This window comes from Tsukamurella paurometabola (assembly GCF_900631615.1).
GTDB lineage: Bacteria > Actinomycetota > Actinomycetes > Mycobacteriales > Mycobacteriaceae > Tsukamurella > Tsukamurella paurometabola_A.
Window position 1 is genome coordinate 362,588 of the sequence record NZ_LR131273.1, and the last position, 18,706, is coordinate 381,293.

The 18,706-nt window shown below is 72.5% G+C and carries 21 protein-coding genes; 8 read left to right on the plus strand and 13 right to left on the minus strand.

What is annotated here, in order from left to right; all coding sequences use genetic code 11:
* The first annotated feature begins 56 nt into the window (after window positions 1-56).
* Window positions 57-1,046, plus strand: coding sequence for a selenide, water dikinase SelD (gene selD / locus ELY19_RS01840; protein ID WP_126194680.1), 990 nt, complete (start codon window positions 57-59; stop codon window positions 1,044-1,046).
* Here selD and nrfD read toward each other — a convergent pair.
* The 4 genes from nrfD to ELY19_RS01865 all read right to left on the minus strand — a co-directional run bounded on the left by nrfD (window position 1,036) and on the right by ELY19_RS01865 (window position 6,757).
* On the minus strand, window positions 1,036-2,124 hold the full coding sequence (nrfD, locus tag ELY19_RS01845; RefSeq protein WP_126194681.1) for an NrfD/PsrC family molybdoenzyme membrane anchor subunit: 1,089 nt from the start codon (window positions 2,122-2,124) through the stop codon (window positions 1,036-1,038). The genes selD and nrfD overlap by 11 nt on opposite strands.
* On the minus strand, window positions 2,121-3,146 hold the full coding sequence (locus tag ELY19_RS01850; RefSeq protein ID WP_126194682.1) for a 4Fe-4S dicluster domain-containing protein: 1,026 nt from the start codon (window positions 3,144-3,146) through the stop codon (window positions 2,121-2,123). Before ELY19_RS01850 ends, nrfD begins: the two co-directional genes overlap by 4 nt.
* Before the next feature lie 31 nt (window positions 3,147-3,177).
* Entirely contained in the window at window positions 3,178-6,399 is a 3,222-nt protein-coding gene (fdnG, locus tag ELY19_RS01855; RefSeq protein WP_197715964.1) for a formate dehydrogenase-N subunit alpha, read from the minus strand.
* A gap of 64 nt (window positions 6,400-6,463) precedes the next feature.
* A complete protein-coding gene (locus ELY19_RS01865; RefSeq protein ID WP_126194684.1) occupies window positions 6,464-6,757 on the minus strand; it encodes a DUF3060 domain-containing protein in 294 nt (97 codons plus the stop codon).
* Here ELY19_RS01865 and ELY19_RS01870 point away from each other — a divergent pair.
* The 4 genes from ELY19_RS01870 (at window position 6,756) to ELY19_RS01885 (ending at window position 10,133) form a co-directional block, all read left to right on the plus strand.
* On the plus strand, window positions 6,756-7,784 hold the full coding sequence (locus ELY19_RS01870; RefSeq protein WP_227967125.1) for an alpha-hydroxy acid oxidase: 1,029 nt from the start codon (window positions 6,756-6,758) through the stop codon (window positions 7,782-7,784). The two genes, ELY19_RS01865 and ELY19_RS01870, sit on opposite strands and share 2 nt — an antisense overlap.
* Before the next feature lie 67 nt (window positions 7,785-7,851).
* Entirely contained in the window at window positions 7,852-8,490 is a 639-nt protein-coding gene (locus tag ELY19_RS01875) for an HAD-IA family hydrolase (RefSeq protein ID WP_126194685.1), read from the plus strand.
* Window positions 8,491-8,556: 66 nt separating this feature from the next.
* Window positions 8,557-9,123: an RNA polymerase sigma factor gene (locus tag ELY19_RS01880; protein ID WP_126194686.1), complete on the plus strand. Its 567-nt coding sequence runs from the start codon at window positions 8,557-8,559 to the stop codon at window positions 9,121-9,123.
* Window positions 9,120-10,133 (plus strand): DUF4349 domain-containing protein, encoded by a 1,014-nt coding sequence (locus ELY19_RS01885; RefSeq protein ID WP_126194687.1) that lies wholly within the window; start codon window positions 9,120-9,122, stop codon window positions 10,131-10,133. The genes ELY19_RS01880 and ELY19_RS01885 overlap by 4 nt, the downstream gene beginning before the upstream one ends.
* A 4-nt stretch (window positions 10,134-10,137) precedes the next feature.
* Here the strand turns inward: ELY19_RS01885 and ELY19_RS01890 are convergent, their stop codons facing one another.
* From ELY19_RS01890 to ELY19_RS01900, 3 genes are read right to left on the minus strand one after another with little or no spacing between them, the layout of a single operon-like run.
* Window positions 10,138-10,539, minus strand: coding sequence for a PaaI family thioesterase (locus tag ELY19_RS01890; RefSeq protein ID WP_164711487.1), 402 nt, complete (start codon window positions 10,537-10,539; stop codon window positions 10,138-10,140).
* A gap of 23 nt (window positions 10,540-10,562) precedes the next feature.
* The gene (locus ELY19_RS01895) at window positions 10,563-11,519 is read right to left on the minus strand and encodes a DUF5995 family protein (RefSeq protein WP_197715965.1); all 957 of its coding nucleotides are present in this window, start codon (window positions 11,517-11,519) and stop codon (window positions 10,563-10,565) included.
* Window positions 11,520-11,523: 4 nt separating this feature from the next.
* Window positions 11,524-12,717, minus strand: coding sequence for an NAD(P)/FAD-dependent oxidoreductase (locus tag ELY19_RS01900; protein ID WP_126194689.1), 1,194 nt, complete (start codon window positions 12,715-12,717; stop codon window positions 11,524-11,526).
* A 129-nt stretch (window positions 12,718-12,846) separates the two neighbouring features.
* On the opposite strand from ELY19_RS01900, the gene ELY19_RS01905 reads away from it, so the two are divergent.
* On the plus strand, window positions 12,847-13,200 hold the full coding sequence (locus tag ELY19_RS01905; protein WP_126194690.1) for a Fe-S protein: 354 nt from the start codon (window positions 12,847-12,849) through the stop codon (window positions 13,198-13,200).
* On the opposite strand, the gene ELY19_RS01910 is transcribed toward ELY19_RS01905, so the two are convergent.
* Window positions 13,190-13,597, minus strand: coding sequence for a MerR family transcriptional regulator (locus ELY19_RS01910; protein WP_126194691.1), 408 nt, complete (start codon window positions 13,595-13,597; stop codon window positions 13,190-13,192). The two genes, ELY19_RS01905 and ELY19_RS01910, sit on opposite strands and share 11 nt — an antisense overlap.
* Before the next feature lie 9 nt (window positions 13,598-13,606).
* Here ELY19_RS01910 and ELY19_RS01915 point away from each other — a divergent pair, with 9 nt between their 5' ends.
* Together ELY19_RS01915 and ELY19_RS01920 are read left to right on the plus strand one after the other, a co-directional pair.
* Window positions 13,607-14,236 carry an NAD(P)H-dependent oxidoreductase gene (locus ELY19_RS01915; RefSeq protein ID WP_126194692.1) on the plus strand — a complete coding sequence of 210 codons (630 nt, stop codon included), beginning with the start codon at window positions 13,607-13,609 and terminating at the stop codon, window positions 14,234-14,236.
* Window positions 14,237-14,289: 53 nt separating this feature from the next.
* The gene (locus tag ELY19_RS01920; protein ID WP_126194693.1) at window positions 14,290-15,015 is read left to right on the plus strand and encodes a Clp protease N-terminal domain-containing protein; all 726 of its coding nucleotides are present in this window, start codon (window positions 14,290-14,292) and stop codon (window positions 15,013-15,015) included.
* Window positions 15,016-15,024: 9 nt separating this feature from the next.
* On the opposite strand, the gene ELY19_RS01925 is transcribed toward ELY19_RS01920, so the two are convergent.
* The 5 genes from ELY19_RS01925 to ELY19_RS01945 all read right to left on the minus strand — a co-directional run bounded on the left by ELY19_RS01925 (window position 15,025) and on the right by ELY19_RS01945 (window position 18,657).
* Window positions 15,025-15,648 (minus strand): maleylpyruvate isomerase family mycothiol-dependent enzyme, encoded by a 624-nt coding sequence (locus ELY19_RS01925; RefSeq protein ID WP_126194694.1) that lies wholly within the window; start codon window positions 15,646-15,648, stop codon window positions 15,025-15,027.
* Window positions 15,649-15,691: 43 nt separating this feature from the next.
* Entirely contained in the window at window positions 15,692-16,252 is a 561-nt protein-coding gene (locus tag ELY19_RS01930) for a DUF1707 SHOCT-like domain-containing protein (protein WP_126194695.1), read from the minus strand.
* Window positions 16,253-16,288: 36 nt separating this feature from the next.
* Complete coding sequence (locus ELY19_RS01935; RefSeq protein WP_126194696.1) at window positions 16,289-17,476, minus strand: RNA polymerase sigma factor; 1,188 nt, start codon at window positions 17,474-17,476, stop codon at window positions 16,289-16,291.
* Entirely contained in the window at window positions 17,476-17,862 is a 387-nt protein-coding gene (locus tag ELY19_RS01940) for a YciI family protein (protein WP_126194697.1), read from the minus strand. Before ELY19_RS01940 ends, ELY19_RS01935 begins: the two co-directional genes overlap by 1 nt.
* A 102-nt stretch (window positions 17,863-17,964) precedes the next feature.
* Entirely contained in the window at window positions 17,965-18,657 is a 693-nt protein-coding gene (locus tag ELY19_RS01945) for a type 1 glutamine amidotransferase domain-containing protein (protein WP_126194698.1), read from the minus strand.
* Window positions 18,658-18,706 lie beyond the last annotated feature (49 nt).

Sequence of the window (18,706 nt, forward strand, 5' to 3'; positions counted from 1 at the left end):
ACGTCGCCTCCCCGGCCCCGCGAAGGGTCTGATCGGTGCGGGGCTACGGTGGGATCATGACCGACCAGATCGCCCGGCTCACCTCGTTCGCGCACGGCGGCGGCTGCGCCTGCAAGATCCCGCCGGGCGAGCTCGAGGACGCGGTCCGTGGCCTGCAGGGGCAGGTCGCGCCTGACGTCCTGGTCGGCCTCGACGACGGCGACGACGCCGCTGCGGTCCGGCTGTCCGACGACCTCGCCGTGCTCTCCACCGCCGACTTCTTCACCCCCGTCGTCGACGACGCCTTCGACTGGGGCCGGATCGCCGCGGCCAACGCACTTTCCGACGTCTACGCGATGGGCGGGCGTCCGGTGATGGCGATCAACCTGGTCGGCTGGCCCCGCGAACAGCTGCCCATGGAGCTGATGACCGAGGTGCTGCGCGGCGGCCTGGCCGTCGCACAGGAGGCGGCGTGCCCGGTGATCGGCGGGCACAGCATCGACGATCCCGAGCCCAAATACGGAATGGCCGTGACCGGGGTGGCGCACCCGGACCGGTTGCTGCGCAACGACTCCGCAGCAGCCGGCCTGCCGCTCACCCTCACCAAGCCCATCGGGGTGGGTCTGCTGAACAACCGGCACAAGCGCACCGGTGAGGTCTTCGACGCCGCCATCGCGACCATGACGACGCTCAACCGCGACGCCGCCGCCGCGGCGCTCGACGCGGGCGCCCGCGCGGCGACCGACGTCACCGGCTTCGGCCTGCTCGGCCACCTGTTCAAGATGTGCCGGGCGTCCGGGGTCTCCGCGGAGATCGACGCCGCCGCGGTGCCGCTGGTCGACGGTGCACGGGAGGCCCTGCGGGACGGCTTCGTCTCCGGCGGTACGCGACGCAACCTGGACTGGGTCGCGCCTCATCTCGACGCCGACGGCGTCGCGGAGGACGACCTGCTGTTCCTCGCCGACGCGCAGACCTCCGGCGGCCTGCTGGTGGTCGGCGAGGTCCCCGGCTACCCCGTGATCGGCCGGACCGTCGCGGGGCCGGCCGGGCGCATCGTCATCCGGTGATCGAGTCGCCGGTGTTCCCGGCGGCGCGACGTGCGGCGAGGCGCCGCTTCTGCGGCTCGATCGTGTAGCGCGGGTCCTTCGCCGATTCCAGGCCGGCCTCGAAGACGCCGAAGCGCGTACAGGCCGATGCCGCCATGAGCGCCCCGCCGGAGAGGGCGGCGAGGCACCGTCGGACCCGGCCCCGGCGACCGCCCGTGAGCAGCGCGCCCACGCCCCCGGCGACGGCGAGGCGCTCCGCCCACCGCATGAGCTTCCCCGGCGTGCCGTGGTGCAGCGGCTCGGCGGCGACGGGATCCATGCGGGACTCCATGATCCGGGTCGCGGCCACATCGCCGATCACACCGAGCACCGCGAGGTTCCGGGCCGGACCGGCCTCGGCGGCCGGGGTCGTGACCAGCGCGAGGCCGCCGGCGGCCAGGCTCGCCGAGCTGACGAACACGAACGGCAGGTCCTTGTACGCCGCGTTCCAGGTCGGCATCGCCGTGTCCGCGAGGAGCACCGCGGTGTACGCGGCCAGCGGGGTCGCGAAGACGGCGGCGCCGAGCCCCGCGGGCGCCTCCCCGAACCGGAGCACCTTCCGCAGCGGGCCGAGCGGGAGCCACTCACCGAGGAGGCGGTCGACCTCCGCCGCGGCCGCGACGCCGATCATCCCGCTGTAGCCGGAGAGGATCCAGGAGCCCACGCTCATCGGCGAGGTGACCTTGAAGGTGCGCATCATGTGCAGGAAGCGCTCGGGGCGGCCGAGATCCACGACGAGGGCCAGCGCGCCCACGCCGGCGGCACCCAGCCCGGCGAGGCGGGCGTTGCGCCGCAGCGCCGGATACCCGGCGAGCTGCGCGCCCGCGGCGAGGAGGCCCGAGCCGCCGGCGACGCCGCCCAGGAAGAGGTACGCGCCGACCGGGGCCTCCCACGGCGGCGGCTTCACGATCGGGTGGCCGTAGTAGCCGTCGACGTGTTCGATCACGGCCTCGGGCACCATCAGGTCGTCCGGTCGCCGGCGCTTCGGGGCACCGTCGCCGCGCTTGCCGCGGCGCTCGGGCTTCGGCGGGCGGAACTGGTCGAACTCGGAGCTGGTCACCGGCGGCCCTTCTTCCGCGCCGAGAGGAAGGAGACCGCGGCGGCGGCGATCATGCCCGCGGCGGCGGTGCCGGCGCGCTTGTACATCGTCATGAGGTCGGCGGTGCACACCCGCGGGTCGGGCGGCAGGCCGTAGACCTCGGGCTCGTCGAGCAGCAGGAACACCGAGCCGGTGCCGCCGACCCCGTCGTTGTCGTTGGCGCCGTACAGGCGCGCCTCGGGCATGCCCTGGGCGTGCAGCTGCGCGACCCGCTCGCGGGCCGTCGCGACCATCTCCTCCCGCTCACCGAACTTGATCGACGTGGTGGGGCAGGTCTTGGCGCACGCCGGCGTCTCGTCGTCGCGGAGCCGGTCGTAGCAGAGGGTGCACTTCTGGGCGATGCCGCGGTTGTCGACCGGGGGCTGCTCGCCCTTGCGGTGGCCCTCGCGCACTGTCGGGGCGACGGTGCCGTCGCTGCGCCGCTCGACGACGCCGAAGGGGCAGCCCGCGACACAGGTGCCGCAGCCGTTGCAGATGTCGTTCTGCACGACGACGGTGCCGAACTCGGTGCGCATCATGGCGCCGGTGGGGCACACGTCGAGGCAGCCCGCGTGGGTGCAGTGCTTGCACACGTCGGAGGACATGAGCCAGCGGAACTCGGGGGTGTCCGGCGGCGTGATGTCGGCCTCGCCCCAGGCCGGCATCTCGTCGCTCACCGGCGCCGCGGCGCCCCGCACGGCGGGCATGCCCAGGCCGACGAGGGCGCGGCCGGACTCGCGGGCCTGCTCGATCCGCTCGCGGTCCTGCTCGATGAAGGCCACGTGCCGCCACGTGCTGGCGCCGAGCGCGACGGTGTTGTCGTAGGACATGCCCGTGAGCTCGAGGTCACCGTCGCGCGGGTTGCGGTTCCACTCCTTGCACGCCACCTCGCACGCCTTGCAGCCGATGCAGATGGACGTGTCCGTGAAGAAGCCGCGCCGGGCCTCGTGCACGTGCCAGTGCGCGTCGGCACTCGGGTCGGTGGGGCCGGTCAGCTGTCCCATCGTCTCGCACCTCCTCGTCGCCGTGTCCACGTCACCATCGGGTCCATCCCTCCTGCTCGGGATCGTCCCGCCGCGGGTCCGGGTAGATGTCGCCCGGTTTCGGGGCGGTCAGCCGCACGTTGTCCGTCGCGGTGGTGACGCCGGCCCGGTCCCGGTAGCTCTGCACCAGATCCTCGAGCGCCGCGCCGCGCGGCCGGCGGCCGGCGATCACCGTGCAGGAGCCGACCTTCGACTCCTGGATCTGCGTGTTCGGATCGAGCGTGACGCCGATCAGGTCGTTGGCGGCGTCGCCCGTCACGACGGCGTCGCTGCCGACGCCCCAGTGGTAGGGCAGGCCCACCTGGTGGACGGTGCGCCCGCCGATGGTCAGCGGACGCATCCGTTCGGTGACGAGGACGCGGCACTCGATCGCGGCGCGCGGGGAGATGATGGTGGCCCAGCCCTCGTTCTCGAGCCCGCACTCCGCGGCCAGCCCCGGCGAGACCTCGCAGAACATCTCGGGCTGCAGCTCCGCCAGGTACGGCGACCAGCGGCTCATGCCGCCCGCGGTGTGATGCTCCGTGAGCCGGTACGTGGTGAAGACGTACGGGTACACGTCCGCCCCCGGGTCACCGGCGCTCGGCGCGTCGAGGTTGTCCTCACGCGGGAACAGCACCCGGGCCGGGGCCTGCTGCTGCGGGTAGATCGCGTTCCGCACCGGCGACTCCTGCGCCTCGTAGTGCGTCGGCAGCGGACCGTCGACGAGGCCCGTCGGCGCGAACAACCAGCCCTTGCCGTCGGACTGCATGATGAACGGATCGTCGCCGGCGAGGGCCTCGGCCCCCGTCGCCCCGGGTTCGGGGACGGTGCCGGGGGCGAGCGTGGCCGGGAAGTCCGGGACGTCGGGCCCTGTCCACCGGCCCTCGGTCTCGTCCCACCACAGGTACTTCTTGCGCTCGCTCCACGGGCGCCCCTGCGGGTCCGCGGACGCCCGGTTGTAGAGCATGCGGCGGTCCGCGGGCCACACCCAGCCCCACTCGGACTGGGTGATCCCGCCGCCGCCCTGCGGCACGCGGCGGGCCGCCTGGTTGGCGCCGTCGGCGTAGACGCCGGTGTAGATCCAGCAGCCCGCGATCGTCGAGCCGTCGGCCTTCAACTGCGTGTACGACGTGAGATCGCGGCCCGCGTCGGGACCGGAGACGAAGCGGCCGTTGATCTCCGCGAGCACCGCCTCGGGGTCCGGATTGCCGTGCGCATCGGGCGGGTAGTCCCAGGTGAGGTCGAGCAGCGGACGGTCGCGCTCGTCGGTCGAGCCCGCCAATCGCTCCCGGATCCGGAGGCCCAGCTCGTAGAAGAAGTCGAGCTCGCTCTGCGCCTGGCCCGGCGGCTGCACGGCCTGGTGCCGCCATTGCAGCATGCGCTGGGTCTGCGTGAACGAGCCCGCCTTCTCGACGTGCGTGGCGGCGGGCATGAAGAACACCTCGGTGCCGATGTCCTCGGTGCGCAGCTCACCGGAGGCGATCTCCGGGCCGTCCTTCCACCAGGTGGCCGACTCGATCATGTTCAGGTCGCGCACGACGAGCCACTTGAGCTTCGCCATGCCCATGCGCTGCTGCCGGCCGTTCGCGGAGCCGACGGCAGGGTTCTGGCCGAGCACGAAGTACCCGTCGACCTTCCCGTCCAGCATGTCGACGGCGGTCTGGTAGGTGCCTGCGGGACCGTTCAGCTTCGGCAGGTAGTCGTACGCGTAGTCGTTCTCCGCCGTCGCCGCGTCGCCCCACCAGGCCTTGAGCAGGCTGATCATGTAGGCGTCCGCGTACTGCCAGTAGCCCTTGCCCGTGTCCGGCCTCACCGACGCGATGTAGTCGGCCAGGGTGTCGTGCTTGCCGACCGAGGGCATCGGCAGGTATCCCGGCAACAGGTTGAACAGCGTGGGGATGTCGGTCGAGCCCTGGATGCTGGCGTGCCCGCGCAGCGCCATGATGCCGCTGCCCGGCCGCCCGACGTTGCCCAACAGCAGCTGCAGGATCGCCGCGGTGCGGATGAACTGAGCGCCCATCGTGTGCTGCGTCCAGCCGGTCGCGTAGCCGAAGCACGTCGTGCGCTCGCGCCCCGAGTTGCTCGTGATCGAATCCGCCAGGTAGGCGAACTCGGCCGGCGAGATGCCGCACATGTCGGCCACGACCTCCGGGGTGTAGCGCGCGTAGTGGCGGCGCAGCACCTGGAAGACGGTCCGCGGGTCCTGCAGCGTCTCGTCGCGGCCCTCGGCGTACTGCCACGTCGACTGGTCGTACTTCCCGGTCTCCGGGTCGAACCCCGAGAACAGGCCGTCGAGGTCCTCCGTGTCGCGGTAGTCCTCGCCCACCAGCTCCGCCGCGTTGGTGTACGCGACGACGTAGTCGTGGAAGTACGCGTCGGTGGCGAGCACGTGGTTGATGAGCCCGCCGAGCAGCACGATGTCGGAGCCCGCGCGGATCGGCACGTGCCGGTCCGCCACCGCGGAGGTCCGCGTGAACCGCGGGTCCACGTGGATCACCCGTGCGCCGCGGGCCTTCGCCTCAGCGACCCACTGGAATCCGACGGGGTGCGCCTCGGCCATGTTGCCGCCCATGAGCACGATGCAATCCGCGTTGGCCATGTCCTGCAGGGACTGGGTGGCGCCGCCGCGCCCGAACGAGGCTCCCAGACCGGGAACCGTGGCGGAGTGTCATATGCGGGCCTGGTTCTCGATCTGGATGGCGCCCGCCGCGGTGAACAGCTTCTTGATGAGGTAGTTCTCCTCATTGTCGAGCGTGGCGCCGCCGAGCGAGGCGATGCCCATGGTGCGGCGCAGCGGCCGCCCGTGCTCGTCGAAGTCCTGCCAGCCGTGGCGCCGCGCCTCGACGAACCGGTCGGCGATCATGTCGATCGCGGTGTCCCGGTCGAGGTCCTGCCACTCGGTGGCGTAGGGCGCGCGGTAGCGGATCTTCGTCTGCCGCAGCGGATTGTTCACCAGCTGCTCGCTGGACGAGCCCTTGGGGCACAGCCGCCCGCGCGAGATGGGCGAATCCGGATCGCCCTCGATCTGGATGACCTTCTCGTCCTTGACGTACACCTTCTGGCCGCAGCCGACGGCGCAGAACGGGCAGACGCTCTGCACCACCCGGTCGGCGGTCTTCGTGCGCGGCTCGAGTGCGCGGGTACGCGGGGACTCGACGGCCGGGCCGCGGCCGAACACGTCCCCGGAGCGGAGCTGCCGCAGCACGGGCCATTCGAGGGGGCTGAACCTCGTCATGCCGCTCAGCCTAGTCCTGCGCTCCGGTCGTCGCGCGGGGAACCGGTGCGATCGCCCCGGCCGGCTAGCACTTGACGGTGTTGCCGAGCCCCGTGTCGGAAGTCTTCGCGAAACTCCAGTCGCAGAGCACGGAATTCCGGTTGCCGCTCACCACGACGGACTTCACCGGGCTGGTCACGCGGACCACGTTGTCGTCACCGGAGACGACGAGCGTGTTGCAGTGCGCGGTGACCTTGACGACGTTGCGACCGCCGCTGACGACCACCGTGTCGAAGCAGAAGACGTCGCGCGTCGTGCCGTACCCACTGCGAAGCCGCGCGAGAGCGGCCGGCATCCGGTCGGATAGCGTCAGCGCCATGAGTGTGGGGGACGACAGGATGACCGGCCTCGCAGAACGCGCCGAGCGGGAGCTCACGCCCGAGGTCTGGGCCTATCTGATGCGCGGCGCGACCGTCGGCGAGTCCCCCTGGGAACGGTGGAGGTTCGCGCCGCGGGTGTTGCGCGACGTCCGGTCCGTCGACACCGCGACGAGCCTCTTCGGGGCCTGGCGCTCCCCGATCGGCGTCGCACCGACGGCCTTCCATCGCCTGATCCATCCCGAGGGCGAGGCCGCCGTGGCCCGCGCCGCCGCCGACTGCGGCGCCCCGTTCGTGCTGTCCATGCGGGCCACCACGCTGATCGAGGACATCGGTGCCGCGGTCGCCGGGCCGTGGTGGCAGCAGGTGTACCTCATGCGCGACCGCAGCATCACCGAGGCTCTGGTGCAACGTGCCGCGGCGGCCGGCGCGACGGCGCTCGTACTCACCGGCGACACACCGTACGTGGGCCGCTCGGGCGGCCGCGGGCTACCGCCGCTGGACGACGACCTCGCGCTGGTCAACGTGGCCCGTCACCTGCCGCCCGGGGCCGACGCGTGGGCATCGATCGAGCAACACGCGGGCGCGGTCGTCGACGACATCGCCCGGTTGTCCGCGCTGACGGGGCTGCCGGTGATCGTCAAGGGCGTCCTGCGCGCCGACGAGGCGCGACGGTGCGTCGACGCGGGCGCAGCCGGGGTGTGGGTCAGCGATCACGGCGGGCGGCAGTTGGGCCGCGCCGTCGCCCCGGCGCGGGCGCTGCCCGAGGTCGCCACCGCCGTGGGTGCCGACGCCGCGGTCCTCGTGGACGGCGACGTCCGCGACGGCCTCGACGCGCTGGCGGCGCTCGCGCTCGGCGCGGACGCCGTGTTCGTCGGGCGCCCGGTCCTGTGGGGCCTGGCCGACGCCGGCGCCGACGGGGTGGGCTCCGTCCTGGCCGGGCTGCACGACGAACTCCGGCACGGCATGGGCCTGGCCGGCGCGACGCGCCTCGGCGAGCTGTCGCCGGACCTCGTCGTCGCCCGCTGATCCGCACCGCCGCTCCCGGGCCGGTCCGTATCGTGGTGCCCACCACGCCGATCCCAGGAGGACATGCATGCTCACCGGTCGCGCTCTACTGCTGGACATGGACGGCACGCTGGTGGATTCGCACGCCGTCGTCGAACGGTGCTGGAGCCGGTGGGCACGGGAGAAGGGCCTGGACCCGGCCGAGGTGCTGGCGGTCGCGCACGGCCGGCAGGGGCACGCGACGATGGCGGCGCTGCTGCCCGAGCGCCCCGTGGAGGTCAACCTCGCGGAGAACCGCGCACTGCTCGCGCAGGAGACCGCCGACACCGAGGGCATCGTGCCCGTCTCCGGGGCGCCCGCCTTCCTCGCCGCGCTCGGCGGCGCCCCGCACGCCCTGGTGACCTCCGCGGACGTCGCACTGTCGACGGCGCGGATGGGGGCCGCGGGGCTGCCGCTACCGGCCGTCCGGGTGACCGCGGAGGACGTGCGGGCCAGCAAACCGGACCCCGAGGGCTTCCTCCGCGGCGCGGAACTGCTCGGCATCGACCCCGCCGACTGCATCGTCTTCGAGGACTCCGAGGCCGGCATCGCCGCGGCGAGGGCCGCCGGGATGCGCGTGGTCGGCGTCGGGCCCCAGGCGGCGCGATTCGCCCCCGACGTGCAGGTCGACGATCTCACCGCGGTGACGGTCACCGTCGACGGCGAGGGCATCCACGTGGCGATCTGACGACCCCGCCGCCGGGGATGAGACGGTCGCCCGGCCCGGCGACATAGAGGGGGTGTGACGTCCACGATGAGAACCGACGAGTCCGCGGACCGGACCCTCCTCGCCCGCGCCGCGGGTGGCGACGGCTCGGCGTTCGCGGCGATCCACGACCGCCACGTGCGCCCCGTCTACTGGCAGGCGTACACCGTCCTGCGCGACGCCGACGCCGCGCAGGAAGTCGCCCAGGACACCTTCCTCACGCTCTGGCGCCGCATCGACTCGGTGCGCATCGTCGACGAGTCGGTGCTCCCGTGGCTCCTCACCACCGCCCGGTACACCGCGCTCAACGCGGGCAGGCGCCTCTCGGTGGTCCGGGACCGGGCCGCACCGCTCGACGATGCGGCGCCGCCGGCAGCGGCGCCCTCGCCCGAGGACGAGGTGCTCGCCGCCGAGGTCCGCACGATCATCGCCGAGGCGGTGAGCGCCCTGTCGCCCACCGACCAGCGCCTCTACCGCCTGTGCGTGGAGGGCGAACAGACCTACGAGCGGGCCGCGGCCGAGGTGGGCGTGACCCACGCCGCCGTGCGCAACCGCGTCTCCCGGCTGCGCGGCCGCCTGCGCGCCGACCTGAGCACCCTGAGGGAGCAGTCATGACCACCCGCACCACCCCCGACGACATCCTCACCGACGACCGGCTCGCCGCCATGCGGTCCACCGTCATGTCCGAGGTGAACGACGACCTGCGTACGCGCCGGCGGAGCCGTAGGCACCGGACCATCGGCATCGCCGCGGCCGCCGCGGTGGCGGTCGTGGCCGTGGGCGGTGTCGTCGTGAGCCAGTTCCAGGGCAGCGCGAGCGAATCCGCCTTCTACCGGCCCCCGGCCCCGCAGGCCGGGAGCACCCGGGCCGCCGAATCCGCGCCGATCACCGGCGGCGCACCGATCGCGGCGCCCACGACCGCCCCGAACGCGGCGCCCACGACCGCGCCGAACGCACCGTCGACCCCGGCCAACGCGCCGACGAACCGGCAGGTGATCACGACCGGCACCGTCGATGTGACGAACGCCGACCCGGCGTCCGCGGCGCGGGAACTGGCCGCGACCGCCGAGCGGCTCGGCGGCCGGGTCGACGCGCGTACCGAGTCCGGCGGCGAGGACGCCCGCGCCAGGCTGACGCTGCGGGTGCCGAACGACAAGGTGAACGAGCTGGTGGAGAACGTCGGGGGGCTCGGCGAGGTCGGGTCCGTGCGGCTCGAGCACGAGGACGTGACCGGCACCGTCGTGGACCTCGAGGCGCGGATCCGCGCGACCCGGGTCTCGGTCGACCGGCTGACGGCGATCCTCGAGAAGGCCGACACCACCGACAAGGTGATCGCAGCCGAGTCCGCCCTCACCACCCGGCAACAGGAGCTCGAGACGCTGCAGTCGCGGCGCGCGTCGATCGGGGACCAGGTCGCGCTGTCGACGGTGACGGTGACGATCGAGAAGCCGACGGTCACCACCGACCGGTCCGGGTTCACCGGCGGGCTGCAGGACGGCTGGGACGCGCTGCTCGGCGCCGGACGGTGGATGCTCGTGATCCTGGGCGCGGTCCTGCCCTGGGCCGCGCTGCTGCTGGTGCTCTACGGCGCCTACCGGGCGGTGCGCCGTGTCCGCCGCTCCTGAACCGCTAGGAGGGGACGATGAGCGCGCGCGCCGTGGCGAACCGGGGCCCGCGCGCACCGTCGACCTCGACGAAGAAGTCGGCCTCGGAGAAGCTCTGCTTGCTGCCCGGCTTGATCACCCGACCGACGGCGAGGAAGGCCTCACCCTGCGCGGGGCGCAGGAACTGCGTGTCCATCTGAGTGACGAGGCCGCCCGCGCCGGGGTGCATGGCGAGCGCGTAACCGCACGCGTTCTCGAGGACGCCCACGATGAGCGCGGCGTGCAGGCCGCCGACGTTCTGGCACAGATCGTCCCGGCGCTCGAGGCGGAGCACGACCTCCTGCGGGTCGGCGCTGAGCACCTCGATACCGGCCCACCGGTTGAACGGCAGGGACGCGTTGTACTTGACGAGTTCCTCGAAGGTCACCCCAGCACTATCGCACCCGGCGCTCAGCGCCCGCTCGCGGCGAGCACCGGAGCCGGGGCGGGGCGGGGCGCCGGGGCGGCGGGCGCGACGGGGGTGCCGAGGCCACCGAGACCGGAGAGGACGTCGAAGGCGATCTCACCCGTCTGCCACAACGCGAGGATCTCGCCCTCGGTCACCGGGCGCGCGCCGGGGTTCTGCAGCGCGAGGCCGTTGGCGAAGGTGAGGGTGTTGTAGCCGTCGTCGGCGGCGCGGAGCATCAGGTTCGACGCGACGCCCGCGCCGGCGATGCGGTCGAGCCCCTGACCGAAGAAGTAGAAGGTCCACAGCCCCCACAGGTCGGCGCCGTAGATCCGCTTGCTGCGCTCCGGGATCACGTTGCCGTTCTTCGCGATCGAGTCGACGATGCGATAGAAGTCGAGAGCGTTCGCCGGGGTGCTGCGGCTGTACGCGACGGTGTAGGCGAGGTCCACGGTGATGTGCGCGTTGTACCCCGCCATGGCCACCCTCCCCGGCGGGAGGTCGCACCGTGCGGCCAGGTGGAAGTAGTTGCCCCACCACTGCGGCACGGCGCCGCCGGTCCACTGGGCGTGGACCGCCCGCAGGTAGCGGCTCACCAGGTCGATCGAGAGGGACTTGGCGTAGCGCGGATCGTCGAGCCCGGCCTCGTCGCGCTGCGTCGGGGTGACGGCGTCACGGATGACGCCGTCCATGCCCACCCCGAACAGGCCGCGCCGGTCGCGGTGGGCGGCCAGGATGTCGGCGATGCCGCGCTGCCGCTCCGTGACGTCGTCGAGGCTCGCGAAGGTCGGCGCGGTCGGCAGCGCGTGCGGGTCGGACAGGGCGACGACGCGGGCGTTCTCCGCGGGGCTCAGCGCGCTGCCGCAGTAGTGCGACGGTGCCGCGGCGGCGGTCGTCGCAACGCCCGCCGGGATCACGACGGCGAGCACCGCGCCGGCGATCCACGCCCGCCGGCGCGTCATCGACCTAGACCTCGGCGAGGGGGATGCCGGGGTCGGCGAGGCGGGCCGCGTCGACCGCCCTCCCCGACGTGATCAATGCACGCACGTCGTCGCCCACGTCCCAGACGTTGACGTTCATGCCCGCCAGCACGCGCCCCTCCTTGGTCCAGAACGCCACGAACTCCAGGGCGTCGAGGTCGCCGCGGATCACCACGTCGTCGTAGCCGGTGGACAGCCCCAGGTACTCCATGCCGAGCTGGTACTGGTCGGTGAAGAAGTACGGCAGGCGGTCGTAGACCTCGGAACCGCCGAGCATGTTCGCGGCGGCGACGCGGGGCTGGTTGAGCGCGTTCGCCCAATGCTCGACCCGCACGCGCCGGCCCACCGTCGGGTTCTCGGCGGCGGCGATGTCGCCGACCGCGAAGACGTGCGGGTCGGAGGTGCGCAGACCCGCGTCGACGGCGACACCGCCCTCCGCGGTCTCCAGGCCGGCGGCCTCGGCCAGCTCGATGTTCGGTATCGCCCCGATTCCGACGAGCACCGCGTCGGTCTCGATCCTGGTCCCGTCCTCGAGGACCAGTCCCCTGCCGCCGGGCTCGACGGCCCGCACGCCGGTGCCCGTGCGCAGGTCCACGCCGTGCGAGCGATGCAGGTCGGCGAAGACCTTGCCGAGCTCGGGGCCGAGCGCGCCGAGGAGCGGTTGCTCCGCGGGCTCGACGACGGTGACCTCCAGTCCGGCTTCGCGCGCCGCGGCCGCCGCCTCGAGCCCGATCCACCCGCCGCCGACCACGCCGAGGCAGCCGCCCTTGTCGAACACCGCGCGCAGGGCGTCGCTGTCGTCGAGCGTGCGCAGGTAGTGCACCCCGTCGGCCCCGGGCAGCGGACGCGCCCGGGATCCGGTGGCGAGCAGGAGGTGGTCGTAGGGCAGCGACTCCCCCGTGTCGAGGCCGACGGTGCGCGCCTCGCGGTCGAGGGCGGTGGCGCGGACACCGGTCCGCACGGTGACGTCGTGGTCGGTGTACCAGGCGGCGTCGAACGTGAAGACGCTGTCACGGTCGGCTTTGCCCTGCAGATAGTCCTTGGACAGCGGGGGCCGCTCGTACGGCGGGTGGGATTCCGCGCCGATCAGCGTGATCGGGCCGTCGTGGCCCAGATCCCTCAGCGCCTCCGCCGCTTTCGCGGCTGCAAGCCCTGCTCCGACGATGATGATCGCAGCCATGCCTGTAGACCGTAGCCGCGTCCGCCGGAGAGCGGAACCCCTCGGCGCGGTTCGTTCGGAGATGACCGGCGAATCCTCCGGAATCGGCGTACCGGCTGCACGATTCGTCCGGTTCGCTACGCTCGAAGCATGGAAGTACTACGCAACGTCATAGTTCTGGTGCACATCGTGGGCTTCGCCGTGACGTTCGGCGGCTGGGTCGCCTCGGCGGCCGCGGGCCGGTTCCGATTCGAGCGGGTCATGGACTACGGACTCCTGGTCTCGCTCGTCACGGGCCTCGCGCTCGCCGCGCCATGGCCCGCCGGAATCGAGTTGAACTACCCCAAGATCGGCATCAAGCTCGTCATCCTGCTCGTGCTCGGCGGCCTGCTCGGCATGGGCAGCGCGCGCCAGAAGCGCACCGGCGAGCCCGTCCCACGCGGAATGTTCTACGCCGCGGGACTGCTGTCGCTGACCGCCGCGGGACTCGCCGTCATCTGGTGACGCCGCGAACACCGTGAACGTAGTCGCGGAGCTCGTCGAGTTTCGCCTTCGCCGCGACGAGTTGCGCGATCCGCTCGTCGAGCACAGCGCGGCGCTCCCCGATGCGGACCAGTGCGGCGTCGAGTTCCTCGGGCCGGGCGTCGCCCTCGCCGCACACGATGCCGACGAGCTCCGCCGTCTCGGTGGCCGACAGCCCGGCCTCGATGAGGCACCGCGCATCGGCGACGGTGCGCACGTCCTCTTCGGTGAACACCCGGTAGCCGTTCGACTCGCGCCCCGGCGCGAGGATGCCCGTCTTCTCGTAGTGCCGGATCATGCGCGGCGTGGCGCCGGTGCGGGCGCACAGGTCGCGCATCCGCAGCCCCGACTTGACCATGACACTGGTGTCAGAGTTCATGCTCTCAGTATGACGAATCAGCAGCAGTCCCGCGCGGTCGTGGTGACCGCTCACCCCGACGCCGACTCCGCCACAGCCCGCACCGCCGCGGCCGTCGCCCGCGGCCTGCTGCGCGGCGGATACGCCGAGGTCGAGCGGCACGACGTCCTCATCGCCGGCTTCGATCCGACCTTCGGTCGGGCCGATCTCGGGGCCTACCGCGCCGGCGGCGCCGTCCCTCCGGACGTCCGGGCCGAGCAGCGGCACCTGGAGGAGTTCGACGCGATCGCGGTCGTCTTCCCCGTCTACTGGTGGAGCCTGCCCGGGCCGCTCAAGGGCTGGGTCGACCGGGTTTTCACACGCGACTGGGCGTACGACGACACCGGTTCCGGCGCGGTGCTCGCGGCACCGAAGCGCCTGTACTTCTTCGCGATCGGCGCCGCCGGCGAGTCGACGTACCGCAAGCACGGCTATCTCGACGCGATGCGCGCCCAGCTGGTCGACGGGCTCGCGAACTACATGGGCGCGGAGGATTCCGGGCTGTTCCTGTTCGGCGACGGGGAATCGGCCGACACCGAGCGGCATCGCGCCCGCGAGACCGCGGCCGAGGACGCCGCTGCGGAGATCGCTGCACGCACCCTCGGCGAGGCCGCCGCCTGAGCTGTCGTCAATCAACGCTTGACAAGCACGCCGCGTCAACTCATGCTTGACGCATGCCTGAGAAGAACGAGCCGGTCAGCCTCGACGCCCTCATCCGCACCGTGCACGCGCTCCACCCGGACGGAGACGCGCTCGATCACCTCGGCGACGCCGTCGCGGTCGCCGCGCACCTGGGAGAGACCGCCGACCACCTGGTCGGGCACTTCGTCGACCAGGCGCGGCGCAGTGGCGCGACCTGGACGTCGATCGGCGCGTCCATGGGTATGACCAAACAGGCGGCGCAGCAGCGCTCAGCGCCGCCGAGCATCGACCCGTCGGCGCTGATCGAGGCGACCGGCTCGCCCTACTCGCGCTTCACGCCGCGCGCCCGCAGCGTCGTCGTCGCCGCACAGGACGAGGCCCGTACCGCCAGGAGCCCAGTGATCGACACCGATCACATGCTGCTCGGGCTGTTCCGCGAACCGGAGGGCATCGCCGCGCGCCTCCTCGTCGGACGCGGCGTCACCGAGACCGCGGTGCGGGTTCGCGTCCCCGTGGCCGAGGACGGCGACGCGCCCGAGCAGATCCCGTTCTCGGCGGCCGGGAGGAAGACGGTCGAGATGGTGCTGCGCGAGGCGCTGCGCCTGGGGCACAACTACGTCGGAACCGAGCACGTCCTGCTCGGCGTTCTCGCGGAGGGCGACGGCCCCGGGGCGGTCATCCTGAACGAGCTCGGCGTCGACCACACGATGATCGACGAGGCGGTGCGCGAGGTGCTGTCGGCGTACACGCCGGAATGACGGCCGTCGTCAGGCGACGCGCGCGGCGAGGGACGGCGCGCCGGGACCGCCCAGTGCCCCGAGGGCGACGGTGCGCCCGCTCACGACGAGCAGCAGGTCGAGCAGCGGTCCGGTGACCTCGGGGCCGTCGCCGATCGTGACGTCGGCGTCGGTGGCGCGCAGCGTGAGCCCCGCGACGTGCTCCTTCGCACCGCCGATCCCCTTCCCCGTCCGCGCCTGCAGCCGGAGCGCACGCTCGACGGCCTCCATCGGGTAGTCGCCGACGGTGCCGAGCGGACGGCGGACGTCCTCGCCGTGCACGACGACCTCGACCAGGCGCGTGTCGAGCGGCGCGGGCGGCCCCGAGGTGCGGTCGACGATCGAGCGGAACCGGTCGAGCATCTGCGCGGCCGGGCCGAGTTCACGATCCACGCCGTTCTGATTGTCCCGGTCGAAATCGAAGCGGGCGAGGAGCATCCCCTTGAGAAAGCCCAGGCGCGTCGTGTCGGCGGTGGCGATCTGGTGGGCCACGACGTCGCGGACGCGCCACCCCGGGCAGAGCGAAGGGGTGTCCCACCGCGCGTCGTCGATGCCTTCCAGGAAGGCGATCAGGGCGCGGCGTTCCGCGTGGACCAGCTGCCAGACATCGGACATGCGACTCCTTCGTCCCGCTCACCGTAGCGCGGAACCCGCGCCCTCACCGGCGAAGTTGGATGGTGCTCCCCGCGGACGCCGAGCCGCGCAGCACCACGAGCGGGCCCGCGGTGCCGGCGGCGGGCCCCGCCTTGTCCTTGAGTGAGCTCCAGCCCGAGTAACCCATTCCGGAGGCGTCCACGCGCATGGTCGGCGTCAGGTGCAGTTTGATCGTGCTCCACGAGACCTGGACGTCGATCTCGACCCCGCCGTACGGGAAGTCGGCGCTGCGGAAGTCGATCTTCGCCGTGCCCGTCGAACCGGCGATGCGCAGTCGCGCGGGCACCGTCCATACGCCCTTGCGATGCACCGTCGTCCATTCGAGGTCGAGCACCTCGACCGGACGGTCGGCGGCGTCCGGCGCCGCCGGGAAGAGCCGGTCGCGGATCGGCAGGTCGTTGATGAGCGCTTGCAGTTCACCGCGATTCACGGCGGCGTACGCCGCGTGCGTGCGCTGGTCGAACTCCTCCACCGTCAGGTAGCCGGTGGCCATCGCCTCCCCGAGCAGTTCGACGGCGCGTTCCCGTTCGGGGTCGCCCACCCGGATACCATCGCTGTCCGTCATGGGCCCGACCCTAGCGATCACGTCCGGATTCCGCCGCTACCGCCCGATTCCGCGGGCGCGGCGCTGCAGGTGTTCACGCTCTGCGGGATCGGTGGTGAGCGAGATCGCCTTGGCGTACGCGGCGGCCGCGGCGGGGTCACGGAGACGCTCGAGCAGGGATGCGCGCAGTGCCCATGCGGACTGCAGCCGCTCGACGCCGTGGACCGCCTCAAGGGCTTCCAGTCCCGCACGCGCACCGTCGGTCTCGGCGACGACGGCGGCACGTGCCACGGCCGCGCCACGGGTCGGAGCGAGAGCGACGAGCGCGTCGTACAGGCTCCGCAGGTGCGCCCAATCGGGCGCCGCACCGGGGCGGCGGGCGCAGTGCACGGCACCGATCGCCGCCTCCAGCTGGAACCGTCCGACGGTGCCGAGTGCATGCGCGGCGCGCAGATGCCGATGCCCGGCAGCGATGAAGTTCCCGTCCCAGCGTCGCGGATCCTGCTGCGGGAGTGGGATGTACCGTCCGTCCTCGTCCACCCGTGCAGGCAGCCTGGCGCTCGAGAGGTACATCAGGGCGGCCAGGCCGTGCGCCTCGGCCACCGAGGGGGCGGCCTCGGCGACGGTGCCGGCGAGGCCGAGGAGCAGCGCGTGCCGCTCGCGCGGCGGGGTGGGCCACTCGATCGAGTACGAGCCGTAGACGGCCTCGAGAACCGGGGCCAGCCGGGCGGCGAGGTCCCCGGCTCCGGGGAGGGCGAACGGGATCTTCTCCCGCGCGATCCGCTTCTTCGCGCGGGTCAGGCGAGCCGCCATGGTGGCGGTGGGGATGAGGAACGCCGCGCCGATCCGCGCGGCGGTGAACCCGAGCACGGTGTTGAGCATGAGCGGCACGCTCGCGCCGGCGAGATCGGGGTGCGCGCAGACGAGGAGCAGTTCGAGCCGCCGGTCCGGCAGTTCGCCCTCCGCGGCCGCGTCGTGCGCCGCCTCGTCGAAGGGCACGGAACGACGCTCGGCCGCCGACCTCCACCGGTCGCGCTGCCGGTTCCGAGCGACGGTGAGCAACCACGCGTCCGGGTCGTCGGGTATTCCGTCGACCGGCCAGCGGGTCAGTGCCCGCTCGAAGGCGTCGGCCAGGGCGTCCTCCGCTGCGGCGAGATCGTGCGACCGGGCGGCGAGCAGCGCGAGCAACCGGCCGTACGAGGTGCGGGCGGCGAGCTCCGCCCGCACCTCGGCGTCGACGGTCATCAGTCCGTGCAGGCCGCGACGTTCCAGATGCCCTCGTCGCAGGCCGCGGCGACCTTGCGGACCTCGATCACCGCGTACTGGGTGGCGGGGTGCTTCTGAGCCCAGGCGAGGGCGGCGTCACGGTCCGGCACGTCGAGGAGGAAGACGCCCGCGAGTGCCTCGCGGGTGTCGGCGAAGGGGCCGTCCTCGATCCGGAGGTCGCCGTCGCGCCGGGTGACCGTCACCGTCTGCGCCTGCGGTTCCAGGATCTCGGCGCCGATCAGTACACCCGCCGCCTGCAACGCGGCGGTGTAGTCGGCCATCGCCTGCTGCATCTGCAGCATGGTCTCGCGCGGGACCTCGCCCTCGGCGGGCTCGGCGTTGTTGAGCAGCAGTGCGTAATGCATGATTCCTCCTGATGTCCACTGTGCCCCAGGGGCGGGGCACAGTGATGACGATCGAGGCGACGCGGAATCGACACACCGCGCAGGATTTCTCTACGGCATTTCCTACCGCGTCGCGAGCAGGGCGAGGACAGCCTCGGCGACGGGGTGGGCGCTGGCCGGGTTCTGCCCGGTCACGACGGTGCCGTCGGTGACGGCGAACGGGGCCCAGGCCTCGTCGGCCTGCACATAGGTGGCGCCGCGCTCGGCGATCCGCTGTTCGAGGTTGAACGGGACGATGGCGTCCAGCCCGGCGAGGACCTCCTCGTTCCAGGAGAAGCCCGCGATGCGACGACCGGCGATGAGCGGCGCGCCGTCGGCCTTCGTCGCACCGAGCAGCCCGGCGGTGCCGTGGCAGACGGCGGAGACGACCTTGCCGGCACCGTCGAACTCGCGGAGCAGGGCGGCGAGACGCTCGTCGGTCGGGAAGTCGAACATGACGCCGTGCCCGCCGGTGAGGTAGATCGCGTCGAAGTCGGCGGCGTCGACCTCCGACAGGGAGGGCGTGTTCCGCAGGCGATCCATGAACTCGGGGTCGTCGTACCGGGCGCGCGTGCCGCCCTGCGCGAGGACCTCGTGGCTGAGGGACTCGGGATCGATGGGGACGAAGCCCCCGTCGACGCTCGCGATGACGGTGGTGTGCCCGGCGGCTTCGACGGCATCGACGAAGTGCGTCAGCTCGCCGAGCCAGAGGCCGGTGCGGCGGCCGCTCACGGCGTAGGACGGGACGCTGGTGGTGACGACAAGGACACGGCTCACGATGTACTCCTCCAATTTGATTTGTCCAACAACTGAACCGTATCACAAC